Origin of the sequence: Corynebacterium sp. CCUG 65737 (assembly GCF_024454115.1) — a bacterium.
Taxonomy (GTDB): domain Bacteria; phylum Actinomycetota; class Actinomycetes; order Mycobacteriales; family Mycobacteriaceae; genus Corynebacterium; species Corynebacterium genitalium.
In genome coordinates this window covers 79994-92681 of sequence record NZ_JAGPZB010000001.1, presented here as the reverse complement: position 1 = coordinate 92681, position 12688 = coordinate 79994, and the positions used below count along the sequence as shown (strand labels likewise).

Sequence of the window (12688 nt, the reverse complement as noted above, 5' to 3'; positions counted from 1 at the left end):
TGACGGGCCTATTTCGCTTCCCACTTCAAAGTTCCCTGCCAGTTTGGCATGATTAACATTCATGAAGCTCTCCCGCCCCGCCCTCGCTTCGGCTGCCGCGCTCGTTATCGCCGCTAGCTCGCTGTCTTTGGTCCACTCGACACCCGCCGACGAGCCGCTCGCTGTCACGCCGCTTGACGACGGTACGCAGCACCCCGCCCCCGAACCCGACCCGAAAGCAGCAGCCGACTCCGGTGCAGAAGCCGAGAAACCTGCAGCAAAGAAAGACGCCGCTGAGGGCGGGACAGAGCTGGACCCGGCAGCTGAGCTTCCCAAGCCCGGAGCCGGTGCTGACCAGGTTGACGATGACGTGAAACGGGAGTCCGAGACGACCCCTAACCACGCCGACCAGACACCCGTCTTGGCAAAGATGACTGAGCTGACGGAGGCCCCGAAGAAGGTGTCCGGCGGAGGCAAGGATGATCAGTGGTGGTTCAAGACCACCAAGCAAAAGCGCAACGAGAAGGAATTGGGTCAAGGGCGCGAAACCGATCGTCGAGGCCTGGAACGTTTACTCCGAGTCGATGAGGCGCGATATCCCTGTGGCCATCATCCCGGCCCGAGACGAGAACGGTAACCCCATCACGGGTGCCCCGACGCTCTACATGTTGAACGGAGCCGGCGGCGCGGAGCAGAATGCCGACTGGATTACCTCTGGCGACGCTGACATCTTCTTTGAGAACAAGGGGGTGAACGTGGTCATCCCGATGGAGGGCGCCTTCTCCTACTACGTCGACTGGCTTGAAGACGGTGAATACCTGAAGCAGAACTCCTCCTACTTCAAAGGCCTGCAGAAGTGGACGACGTTCCTGGGCCGCGAATTGCGCCCTGCCGTGGAGGACCACTTGGAGGCTAACGGCAAGCGCGCTGTGGTGGGCATGTCCATGTCAGCCACCTCTTCCCTCTTGCTCGCGGAGCACTACCCAGGCGAGTTCGGCGCTGTGGGATCCTTCTCCGGTTGTGCGGCGACCTCAACTCCAATTCCTTGGGCGTTCGCTGGCTTGACTGTGAACCGTGCGGCGTCGAACGGGGGCCGCATTACCCCGGCGCACGCGTGGGGTCCGATGGGCAGCCCCTACAACCGCTACAACGACGCGCTTGTCAATGCCGACAAGCTCGAAGGCTCCAAGCTATACATCTCCAACGCGTCCGGTCTTGGAGCGAACGAAGACATGTTCGGCTACCGCACCGAGGTCCGCGGCCAGAAGTCTGCTGACGCGCTTTCCGGTTCCGCAACCACAGTCGTTGAGGGTGGCGTGATCGAAGGAGCCACCAACGCGTGCACCCACGACCTTCGGGCGAAGCTGAACGGACTGGGAATCGAAGCCCACTACGAATTCAAGAATGCTGGCACCCACTCTTGGCCTGTGTGGGAGGATGACATGCGTCGCTCCTGGAACACCGTCATCGGCCCGACACTGATCGGAGAAGGATTCAAGCCGGACGAGTCTCTGCAGGAATCGAACTCCTGGAACGCGAACGGGTCTAGCTAGAACGGCCCCGCCGCCGGCTCCTACCGGAGCCACACACGACACAAGGGGAGATACCACGTCGGTATCTCCCCTTTTTGCATCTGCTTAACGACGCTTCTTGCCCGAACGGTGACAATGCCCCGGTAACTTAGCTCGTTTTGGCGCTGTTTTCACGCGCTTTTTGAGCATTGTTACCAGGGCATTGTTGCCGTTCGCCGATTCGCGAGCTGGGCTGGGCTGGTACCCCCGTTAGAACATGCCCAGGCTCAGAGCGATCTGGGAAGAGGTGGAGGATGCCTCGTGGATCAGGCCGCCGAGGAACTGGTTGATTGCCAGCTGTGCCTGTTCGATCGGGTTGAGTGCGTTCATGGTTCGCGTCCTTTCAGTTAGGGCTATTGCGGGTGACTCTAGGAAGATAGTCGGGGGTTGGGGTGGGGTTGTTACGTCGAAAAGCACTTTAACATGCTTAACTTGAGGCACAATAGTAACATCTTCCCACTTGTGGTACTGCCTATCCACGGTTAGAGTCAAGTGCAGTTTGATTGTATCCCCCGGTAACAACCATGACGCTTCAAGCGAATAACAAGGTTGAAGCTAACGGACCATTAGTAAGGAAACACCCATGAAGTTCCTCCGCTCAGCCCTCGCAGTTGCGGCCGCAACCTCGATTGCGCTCGGTGCCGCCCCGGCCATTGCCCAAGCAGCTCCGGTTTCGGCAGCTCAAGCGGCCGGCCAAGCTCCGGTAGGCGTGGTGAAGAACTGGGACGCCAACCCGGCCCCGAAGGCGATCAACACCGGCGAGACCGCAAAGTGGGTCCACGAGGTCGACCACAACAAGGTTTGGGCTTTCTGGGTTCACTCCCCGTCCATGGGCCGTGACATCCCAGTTGCTGTCATCCCGGCGCGCAACGCGCAGGGCCAGCCGGTCAAGAACGCCCCGACGGTCTACCTGCTCAACGGTGCTGGCGGTGCGGAGCAGAACAACGACTGGTTGACCTACGCCGAAACCCAGAAGTTCTACGCCGACAAGGGCGTCAACGTGGTCATCCCGATGGAGGGCGCGTTCTCCTACTACACCGACTGGCTGAACACCCCGAACGCCAAGTACTTCCGTGGCCCGCAGAAGTGGGAGACGTTCCTGACGAAGGAGCTGCCGGGACCAATCGAGAATCGTCTGGGCGCTGACAGCCGCCGCGCGGTCGTCGGCTTCTCCATGTCTGGCACCTCCGCGCTGGTCCTGCCGACGAAGGTGCCCGGTTTCTACGACGCCGCTGCATCCTTCTCCGGTTGTGCTGCCACCTCCAGCCCGGCTGGGTACAACTTCGCCCGCCTGACCGTCAACCGCGGTGCTGGCTCGGCTGCGAACTACCAGACGGTTACCCCGGAGCAGATGTGGGGCCCGATGGGCGGCCCGTACAACCGCGCCAACGACGCACTGGTGAACGCCGACAAGCTGCGCGGCACCAACCTGTACGTCTCCACCGCCACGGGCCTGGCATCCGAGAACGATATGGTGTCTACCCTGGTCGGCAAGGGTGCTCAGGTTCCGGCGGCATCTGCGAACGCGATGGTGCTCCAGGTTGAAGGTGGCGTGATCGAGGCTGCCATCAACACCTGCAACCACGACCTGAAGGCGAAGCTGAACAGCCTGAACATTCCGGCCCACTACGAGTTCCGCAACGTGGGCACCCACTCCTGGCCGGACTGGCGCAAGGACCTGGAGAACTCCTGGTACAAGACCATTAAGCCGGCATTCGGCATGTAGCCCGCCATTCGGCGCGTGCCCACGGGGGCGTTAGGGTTGTCTGTATGACCTCTAACGCCCCCGATCTGTCTATTGCCCCAGCTGAACTCGACGAGATCACAGGCGACAAAGCCCTCGCATGGGCCTCCGCTTGGTCCGCCCACACGGAGCAGCAGAACCAGGACGAGGAGCTGGCGGGCCGCATCCGGGACGCCTTGGACACTGACGAGAAGATCCCGTACGTCACGCGGCGCGGGGATTACCTCTACAACTTCTGGCGCGACCGTGAGCACCCGCGCGGGATCTGGCGCCGCACAACCACTGACGCTTACCTGCGGGGAACTGGTGAGTGGGAAGTGGTGGTAGACGTCGATAAGCTCGCGCGCGATGAAGGAGAAGACTGGGTGTGGAAAGGTGCCGTGGTCAGGCCCATCGCGAACGACCGCGCACTGATCAAGCTTTCCCGTGGCGGCGCGGACGCGGTGACGGTGCGTGAATACCACGTCGACGACCGAGCATTCATTGACGGCTTCGAACTCCCCGAAGCCAAGACCGACGTCAGCTGGATCGACCGCGACACGCTACTCGTGGGCACTGACATAGGCAAAGACTCGGTCACGGAGTCCGGATACCCGGTCGAGGTGCGGAAGTGGGAGCGCGGAACCGCGATCGAGGACGCGCCGGTGGTCTTCCGCGGTGAGCGCAGCGATGTCGCAGTAGGCGCGCACGTCGACCACACCCCCGGCTTTGAGCGCGTGATTTTCGAGCGCGCGCTGGACTTCTACACCTCGCGCACGTACATCGACGGCGAGCTCGTGGATGTCCCCGAGGACTGCATCGTCGTGCCGCACAAACAGTGGCTGTTCCTGCTGCCGCGCACGACGTTCGACGGCATCCCGGCGGGCGCTCTCGCGGTGGCATCGTTGGATCTCACCGAGAAGCGCGTGCTTATCGACGACTTCCCCATCGAAGACCTCTCCGTCACCGCCACCACCCTGCTGGTGACGGTGCTGGACAACGTGGTCACGCGCATCTTCCGCTTCGAGCTGGGCACCTGGGACCGTTCCGAAGTCGAACTCCCGGAAGCGGCGACAGCGTCGGTGGTGGGCACGAGCCCGCTCGACGGCGACGAAACCTGGATCAACGTGTCGTCTTTCACCACTCCCTCCACGCTGCTGCGTGACGGCGAGGTGGTGCGCCAGGCACCCGCGCTTTTCGACGCGTCCGGCCTGGAAACCCGCCAACACTGGGCCATCTCAGCGGACGGGACGAAGGTGCCATACTTCATCACCGGCGACTTTTCGCAGGGTCAGCGGCCGTGCTTGGTCGGCGGATACGGCGGCTTCGAGGTGTCACTCACCCCGGGATACTCCGCTGTGCGCGGAATCTCCTGGCTGGAGAAGGGCTACTACTTCGTCCAACCCAATTTGCGTGGCGGCGGCGAGTTCGGCCCCGAATGGCACTCGCAGGTGGTCAAGACCAACCGGCACAAGGTGTGGGAGGACCACCGGGCAGTGCTCGAAGACGTAGTCGCCCGCGGTTATTCCGCGCCGGAGCAGCTGGCCATCCGCGGCGGCTCCAACGGCGGGCTGCTCACGTCCGGCGCGTTGGTGCAGTACCCGGGCCTGTTCGGCGCGGCCGTGATCCAGGTGCCACTGACCGACATGCTGCGCTACCACACCCTGTCAGCAGGAGCGTCCTGGATGGCCGAGTACGGCGACCCGGACGTACCGGAGGAACGCGCCGCGCTAGAGAGCTGGTCGCCGCTGCACAACGTGGCCGACTCCCCTACCTATCCCCCAGCGCTGGTGACCACCTCCACCCGTGATGACCGTGTGCACCCCGCGCACGCCCGAACCTTCGCGCTCGCCTTGGCAAAGGCCGGTCAGCCCGTGGATTACTTCGAGAACACCGCCGGCGGTCACGCCGGTGCCGCCGACAACGAGCAGGTCGCACGGGTTGAATCGCTCATCTATACCTGGCTGGAGAATCAGATCGGGAACTCTTCAGATCAAACTTCCGACTGATGTTCAATGGAAAGGACAGCATCATGAAGAAACCACTGACTCTCGCCGCCGTCCTGTGCGCTGGCGCCCTCGGGCTGGCCGGGTGCGGCGACAACACGGAGACTGCAGGCACACCAGACGCAACATCAGAAGCCACCCCGGATGCTGCGTCGGGCGCTCCGTCGGATGTTGCGTCCGAGGCTTCCTCTGAGGCAACCATCGAGCTTGTCGACGGCTACTGCCGCGCCAAGCCTGCCGCCGACGACGACGCCGCCATGGAGAGCGCGACTGACTTGGACAAGAAGCACTCCGACATGACGGCCTGCTTCGGCACTCTGAAAAACACCTCCGATCAGGACATCTCCGTCAAGTCCTTCGCTGTCCCCTCGCTCGAAGGCGCATCGACCGAGCTCCACGAAGTCGTGGACGGCGTCATGCAGGAAAAGCCAGGCGGCTTCACCGTCGCTCCGGGTGAGACCTACGAGCTGGTCCCCGGCGGCGACCACCTGATGATCATGAACTACGCCGAGGCCATCCCCGCCGGTGAGACGCTGGAGGTCGAGATCACCAACGACGCCGACACCACCCTTTCCATCGAGATCCCGGTGCGAGAACAGCCCTCCGGCGAGGAGAACTACGGTGGCCACGAGGGCCACGACGATCACGAGTAAGGAACCATGACCGACAACCCCCGCCCCAGAGCGCACCAACCGTCCCGCCGCCAGTTCCTGCACGGCGCAGGAGTTGCCGGGGCTGCTGGAGTGGTAGCTGCTGGGGCTTCAGCGTGCGCGAATGAAGGGGGCGGGGAAGGAGGCGTCGATAAGCCGCAGGACGCGTGGCCCGGGCAAGGCATGGGCGAAGAAGCGGACGCGTATCTCGCTGACTCGCGCGTTGATTTCGACGGGGAGCACCAGGCTGGTGTTGCCACGCCCGAGCAGGCCTTCAACAAGCTCATCGCGTTCAATCTCCGGGACGGCAAGGACTCTGTGGAGAATGCGCAGCGTCTCATGCGGCTGTGGACTGATGATGCCCGGCGCATGTGCTCTGGCCTCGCCGGGCTTGCGGACCTGGAGCCGGAGAACATGGTCTCCACCGCGAACCTGACCATCACGGTCGGGTTTGGCCGCAGCTTCCTGGACAAGCTCGGGCTGGATGCACCGGAGTGGCTCGGGGACCTTCCTGCATACTCGCGCGATGAGCTCCGCGAGGAATGGTCCGGCGGCGACCTCTGCCTGCAGATCTGCGCAGACGACCGCTTCACCGTCTCGCACGCGGCACGGTTCATGACGAAGACGGCGCGCAACTACGTCGACACCGCGTGGATCCAGGACGGGTTCCTGCACGCCCGCGGCTCGATTGAGCAGGGTGAAACGCCGCGCAACCTCTTCGGTCAACTTGACGGGTCCGGTAACCCGCCTACCGATGACTTCGACGACATTGTCTGGATTTCCGACGGCCCCGCGTGGCTGAACGGCGGCACCGTGATGGTGGTGCGGCGCGTTGCCATGCTTCTCGACGAATGGGACATCCTCGACCGCCCCTCCCGCGAAGTCGCAGTGGGACGGACGTTAGACACCGGTGCCCCGTTGACCGGGCAAGATGAATTCGACGAACCCGACTTCAAGGCCCGCGACGAATACGGCTTGCCCGTCATCGACCCGAATTCCCACATGGCCAGGGCTTTTTCCGACGATCCCGCCGAGCGCATTTTCCGCCGCCCCTACAACTACGACATGCCGCCCGGGCCAGACTCCCGCGGCTCCTCCAACGCGGGACAAATGTTCATCTGCTTCCAGAAGAACCCCTTGCAGCAGTTCGACCCGATCCAGAAGCGTCTCGACGACGCCGACCGCCTCAACGAGTGGATCACCCACATCGGCTCCGCCGTCTTCGCCATCCCGCGCGGGACGCGCGACGGCGAGTACTGGGGCCAACATCTGCTCGAGGGCTAGAATCAGCCCACGATGAAGGCTCTGTCATTCGCGACGGTGTTCGCGGCGCTCTCCGGGTTCGTGGTCCTCTGGGTCGCGTCCTGGTCGCTCGACGCCGGCACACAGATGCTGTATTTCCAGGCGTATTGGAGCTTGTTCTTCGCCTCGGCGGGCTTTATCGACGGCATCACCCAAGAAACCACCCGCGCCGTGTCCTCCGCTCGAACCAGCGGTATGGCGGGCACAGCGAACCCATGGCGTCTAGGAGCCGTCATTGCGGCTGTTGTCGCCGTGCTCGCCCTTGTCTTCGGGGTTGTGTTGATGGGTCAGCTCGTGCCCTTGGACAGGTCTGTGGCGACTGGCTTGTTGGTATTCGGCCTGTCCAGCTACGTTTTCCAGGCCGTGCTGTCCGGCATATTGAGCGGCACTCAGTTGTGGAGCCAGTACGCGGCACTCGTCGCCTTCGATTCTGGGATCCGCCTCGTGCTCGCAGGTGTTGCTTGGGCGGCGGGGTTCGGCTTGCCGGCATTCCTGATCATCACCGTGATCGGTGCTCTGACGTGGGTGCTGATCCTCGCAGCGTCGTCGCACGCCCGCAGCCAGATTCGTGTCACCCTAGATGTGGACCGGTCTGAGTTCACCCGCCGCGTTGGCGCCGCAATCGTGGCGACTGGTGCCTCTGCAACCCTGATCACCGGCTTTCCGATGCTGGTCAAATTCGCCTTCCCCTCCCTCGACCCTGCCGCAGGTGCCGCCGTCGCCGCTATCAACCAGGCAGTGCTGCTCACCCGCGCACCGGTGTTGGTTCCCCTACAGCGCTTCCAGTCGGCCCTTGTGGTGCGCTTTGTCACCAACCGGGCACGGATCTACTCTTCGCTGCTCCGCCCGATCGCGGCCGTCCTAGGGGTGGGCGCGGTCGGGTTTGGCGCCGCATGGCTGATCGGGCCGTGGATTCTGCGAGCATTCTTTCCACCGGAGCTCTTTGTGCCGGGCCTGCCACTGGGCCTGCTCACATTCGCATCGGCAGTCATGGGCGCGCTCATCATCACCGGCACGGCTGTCCTCGCGCTCGAGCTGCACACCTGGTACGTCGCCGGCTGGGTGGCCGGCTCGGTGGCCACCTTCGGCCTGCTTTTCGCGCTGCCTGCCGTAGGCGGCACCGGTGTGGCCGCGACAGTGATCGCGGCGTTGATATTCGGACCGCTGACTGGCGCGTTAGTGCACGTCATCGGCTTGTCGGGGAACCGGGATAAGGTGAACACATGACACACACGATGCTCGTCACTGGCGGCGCCGGCTTCATCGGCTCCAACTTCGTGCGCATGGTGGCCCACCGCCAACCGGAGACGAAGATCGTCGTGATCGACGCGCTAACCTACGCAGGCAACGCCGAGAATCTCGCCGGGTTGGACGAGGCGGCTGTGACTCTGGTTGAGGGCAGGGTGGAGGACGTTGAGGTCGTCGATAAGCTTGTGCGCGATGCTGATGTCGTGGTGCATTTCGCCGCGGAGTCGCACAACGACAACTCTCTACGGGACCCCTCGCCGTTCGTGGCGACCAACCTGGTGGGCACATACACGCTGCTCGAGGCCGTGCGGAAGTACGGAACGCGGTTCCACCACGTGTCCACCGACGAAGTGTTCGGCGATCTCGCGCTGGATGATCCCGCGAAGTTCACCGAGTCGACGCCGTACAACCCGTCCTCGCCGTACTCCGCGACCAAGGCCGGCTCGGACCACCTCGTGCGCGCGTGGGTGCGGTCCTTCGGCATAGACGCGACGATCTCGAACTGCTCCAACAATTACGGCCCCTACCAGCACATTGAGAAGTTCATTCCGCGGCAGATCACCAATCTGCTCACCGGGCGGCCCGCGAAGCTGTACGGCACGGGCGAGCAGGTGCGCGATTGGATCCACGTCGACGACCACAATGACGCCGTCCTGGCCATCCTCGAGCGCGGAAAAGCCGGTGAAACGTACAACATCGGTGCAAGCGGCGAGCGCTCGAACCTCGAGGTCATCGCCATGATCTGCGAACTGATGGGCGGCGAGTTCGAGCACGTCGCCGACCGGCCCGGCCACGACATGCGCTACGCCATGGACGCCACCAAGCTTCACGACGAGCTCGCCTGGCAGCCCCACTACACCGACATGCGCGAGGGTCTTGCCAACACGATCGAGTGGTACCGCAGCAACGAGGCGTGGTGGCGGGAGGCGAAAGACGCGGTCGAAGAGGGGTACGCACAGCGCGGGCAGTAGCCCACCTTCAGCTACCTTCGAAACGCACGGTCTCGCCCCGCTGCGCACACATGTCATCTTCCAACCAGCGGCCTAGCACGTGGGCGAAGAGGATGGCGACGACCAAACACTCGCGCACTCTGACCCCAATAAACGGGGGGTCAGGTAAAAACTCCGCGTTCACCCACCCCGGGGAACCCCGCTAGTCAGAGCCCGGAATCCGACTAACCAGAAGTGCTGTTCGACATCGCAGAGGCTATTTTTTGATGGGTGGCACAAATCCGAGGCCCAGCTTTCTACCCCGAGGGCGCGAAGACATAAGGAATCCCGTGAGTCGGGCGAATGTCAGATGACATCTCCCAGTAAGAAGGAAGTAGCAAAGTCATACTCAGTCTAAAATTCAATCTTGAAGTTTCTGTCACTTCAGCTGGCCGTTTCCACTCGAGATAATTATCTGGTCCAGCAAGCCCGGAAACACTTCCTCAAGATCAGTTCGACGCAGACGCGTCATGCGTCCGTTTCCCACGTCACGCTGCCAGACCAAACCGGCATTACGCAGAACTTTGAAGTGATGTGTTCGCGTTGAAGGCGCCCACGGGGTACCAAATTCTGAACACAGTTGTTCAGTCCCATCTGGCTGTGCAGCCAGTTTTACAATCACTTTACGTCGGTTAGCGTCTGACAATGCGTGCAAAATTTTAGAGAGGTCAAACTCGTCGATACTCGGGTGGCCATCCTGATCAGGCATACGATCTCCTTTCAAGGAATGAAGGAACTAATAAAATCGTAGCTGTTCAAGATCATGCGATATCATTCCAGGTTAACTACGCCACGCGAGGACACTATTTACTCACAGGAGTCGACAAGGGACGATGCACTAAAACTCCCGAATCCACTTGATGTTCTCAGGAGGCACTGCCATGAATAACCTCGGCAGCTATTCAGTCAGTGCTCCCACCGACTCGCGAATGACCACCCGTGCTATTGCTGCCCACATACAATGATGCATGCCGTATCCAAGATGCATACCGTATCCAAACGGTAGATGTTTCTTCTAGTTACGCTGAACACTCACCGTCCACAGGGAAGCGAAGACCGTTTGGTCTCTGTTTGCCGCATGAGCATCTACGTACACAACTTCACCTGGATAGGTTTCCCCTTCTTCCATTTTAATCCGCCTCGATGCAATGCACGGAAAGGTAGGAGTTCATCCCGGAGAAAGACGGCGGAGAAGTTCTTCAGTCGTGGAGGGTAGTCATCGAAACAGGCGAGAGACTGGAAACGTCTCGAGTTTCAGAGGAACGAATAGTTGTGCTCATTGTTTCTTACTCCTTTTCATTTAACTTAGCGCTGGAACCGCGCCGTACGAGCAAGACAGACACAGTTACCAACGAAACAAGGGCCGTCAGCGTGAGCGCGCTTGTACTGAAAGCGTCAGCATAGACATCTGGGTGGCCCGGTTGCCCAGCCGCAGTACTTGTCGCAGCTTCACCGGAAAGCTGTTGTTGAATTTGCAGGGAAAGCATGAACGCATACCCGGCAACGAACAAAGCCTCGCTACCCACACGGAAAAAGTTGAGCACGCCAGCCGCTGTGCCGGTCCTTTCAGGAGGAACAACCCCCAGTGCGTGTCCATCTACAAGGCCAATGGGTAGGCCGAAGCCCAAGCCAAGCAAGATCATCGGAATAATTACGAGCCCGATTGACCCCTCGGGCGTGAGCAGCATCAGGCCAAGGTCTCCGACAATAAGACAGATCAGACTGAGGTACACCACAAAACCAACCGTGACCCACGAGATTTTCTCAATCAATTTGGCCACTACGATTGGCGCCACAACGACAGGGATTGTCATCGCAAGCATGATCAGGCCAGCTTGTCCCGCACCGATACCTTTAATGCCACTGAAGGCAGAGGGTAGATAAGTCAGCACTGTAACGAATCCAATAGAACCCGCAATCGGCACCAGACACATGGCGAGGAACTCTCTGTTCTTAAGAATGGAAAGATCTAACAGCGGTGTCTTTGTCTCATTAATATCCTGCGCAGCGTCGGTGGCTGTAGGAAGGATTCTTGCATTCAATGTAACCAACGCAAGAATTACACCATGAACAGCAAAAACTCCTCGCCACCCAAAGCTCGAAACCAAAATTCCTGAGATAGTTGGGCCTAAAGTCAAGCCCAATCCGTTGATAGTTCCAAACAGGGCGAATGCTCGGCCTCGTGCGCTGCCTTCAAAGGCGTTAGAGAGCATAGAGCTAGCTCCAGTGAGGACGGCTGCCGCCCCACAACCTGCAATGATCCGCATAAAATCAAGCAAAAGAAGCGATGGACTAGCAGCACTGATCAAGCTTGACACCGAGAATAGGGCAGCTCCGATGGCAAAAGTCATTCGAAAGCCAATACGGTCGCTTACAGCTCCCCAGCCAAGAACACCCAGCGCAAACGCAACGTTGAAACCGTTTACGACCCATTGAAGTGCCGCAGTGTTTGCCCCAAGGTCAGTGGAGATCTGCGGAAGAGCGATGCCGGTTCCGGAAATTGACATCGGCGTAATGAATTGCGCCACAAGGACTATAGGCAAAGTCCATCGACTTGGGGTGGTGTCCCCTACGACTTTCTCTTCTGACGTAACTCTTGTCATCCTGTTCCCTCCGTTAGATACTATCGCTATAGTAGCTACCAAGTATTTAGTACCTATGCAAGCGGAGGGAAAGTTTTTGTGGAACTTGAGCAGGATTCATCCGATGTTGCGATTGTCGACGGTGGCTCTTCAGGCATGCTCATGGCACTTGAACTGTCATTACAGGGGTTAGAGATTCTGCTCTTCGAACCTCGGCCGAGCGCAGACCGCCGTCCAAGAGTTGACATGACTCATGTACGTTCACTCTCACACCTAGTCCGACGTGGATACATTCCATTAACTAACCCCCACCTACTTGGAAAACGTTCCGAACTTAAGAACGTTGCCGGTCTCCAGCCCCCCTGCCGGTGCCCCGCGGAGGCGACACCCGTCGCAACCCGGCAAATCCGAAGCCTCTACCGAAGCCTGAGGAACAACCGACCAAGAGTGCCTCTACGCCGACGTGGGAGGCGCCGATGACGCAGCCGACGACGAGCTCGCCTGGCAGCCCCACTACACCGACATGCGCGAAGGCCTCGCCACCACGATCGAGTGGTACCGCAGCAACGAAGCGTGGTGGCAGGAGGCGAAAGAAGCCGTCGAAGATGCCTACGCGTCGCGCGGGCAATAGCTTCCTG

The 12688-nt window shown here is 60.8% G+C and carries 12 protein-coding genes; 10 read left to right on the top strand and 2 right to left on the bottom strand.

What is annotated here, in order from left to right:
- Window positions 1-61: 61 nt before the first annotated feature.
- From KBX17_RS00485 to rfbB, 8 genes are all read left to right on the top strand, one after another.
- Window positions 62-616: a hypothetical protein gene (locus KBX17_RS00485; RefSeq protein ID WP_255997742.1), complete on the top strand. Its 555-nt coding sequence runs from the start codon at window positions 62-64 to the stop codon at window positions 614-616.
- Entirely contained in the window at window positions 564-1532 is a 969-nt protein-coding gene (locus KBX17_RS00480; protein ID WP_255997740.1) for an alpha/beta hydrolase family protein, read from the top strand. The genes KBX17_RS00485 and KBX17_RS00480 overlap by 53 nt, the downstream gene beginning before the upstream one ends.
- Window positions 1533-2133: 601 nt before the next feature.
- Window positions 2134-3276, top strand: coding sequence for an alpha/beta hydrolase family protein (locus KBX17_RS00475; RefSeq protein WP_005287069.1), 1143 nt, complete (start codon window positions 2134-2136; stop codon window positions 3274-3276).
- 44 nt (window positions 3277-3320) lie between these two features.
- The gene (locus KBX17_RS00470) at window positions 3321-5282 is read left to right on the top strand and encodes a prolyl oligopeptidase family protein (protein WP_256018050.1); all 1962 of its coding nucleotides are present in this window, start codon (window positions 3321-3323) and stop codon (window positions 5280-5282) included.
- 23 nt (window positions 5283-5305) lie between these two features.
- Window positions 5306-5932 (top strand): copper chaperone PCu(A)C, encoded by a 627-nt coding sequence (locus KBX17_RS00465; protein WP_255996051.1) that lies wholly within the window; start codon window positions 5306-5308, stop codon window positions 5930-5932.
- Window positions 5933-5938: 6 nt separating this feature from the next.
- The gene (locus tag KBX17_RS00460; protein WP_256002169.1) at window positions 5939-7213 is read left to right on the top strand and encodes a Dyp-type peroxidase; all 1275 of its coding nucleotides are present in this window, start codon (window positions 5939-5941) and stop codon (window positions 7211-7213) included.
- A 12-nt stretch (window positions 7214-7225) separates the two neighbouring features.
- A complete protein-coding gene (locus KBX17_RS00455) occupies window positions 7226-8458 on the top strand; it encodes a hypothetical protein (RefSeq protein ID WP_256002167.1) in 1233 nt (410 codons plus the stop codon).
- Window positions 8455-9450 carry a dTDP-glucose 4,6-dehydratase gene (gene rfbB, locus KBX17_RS00450; protein ID WP_256002166.1) on the top strand — a complete coding sequence of 332 codons (996 nt, stop codon included), beginning with the start codon at window positions 8455-8457 and terminating at the stop codon, window positions 9448-9450. Before KBX17_RS00455 ends, rfbB begins: the two co-directional genes overlap by 4 nt.
- A 397-nt stretch (window positions 9451-9847) precedes the next feature.
- Here rfbB and KBX17_RS00445 read toward each other — a convergent pair whose 3' ends face one another.
- The gene (locus KBX17_RS00445) at window positions 9848-10177 is read right to left on the bottom strand and encodes a helix-turn-helix transcriptional regulator (RefSeq protein WP_083770227.1); all 330 of its coding nucleotides are present in this window, start codon (window positions 10175-10177) and stop codon (window positions 9848-9850) included.
- A gap of 577 nt (window positions 10178-10754) precedes the next feature.
- Window positions 10755-11996, bottom strand: coding sequence for an MFS transporter (locus KBX17_RS00440; RefSeq protein ID WP_256018048.1), 1242 nt, complete (start codon window positions 11994-11996; stop codon window positions 10755-10757).
- A 153-nt stretch (window positions 11997-12149) separates the two neighbouring features.
- Between KBX17_RS00440 and KBX17_RS11525 the strand changes: the two genes are divergently transcribed.
- Together KBX17_RS11525 and KBX17_RS00435 are read left to right on the top strand one after the other, a co-directional pair.
- Window positions 12150-12530: an FAD-dependent monooxygenase gene (locus tag KBX17_RS11525; RefSeq protein ID WP_370687572.1), complete on the top strand. Its 381-nt coding sequence runs from the start codon at window positions 12150-12152 to the stop codon at window positions 12528-12530.
- Window positions 12514-12681 carry a hypothetical protein gene (locus KBX17_RS00435; RefSeq protein ID WP_370687571.1) on the top strand — a complete coding sequence of 56 codons (168 nt, stop codon included), beginning with the start codon at window positions 12514-12516 and terminating at the stop codon, window positions 12679-12681. Before KBX17_RS11525 ends, KBX17_RS00435 begins: the two co-directional genes overlap by 17 nt.
- The last annotated feature ends 7 nt before the right edge of the window (window positions 12682-12688 follow it).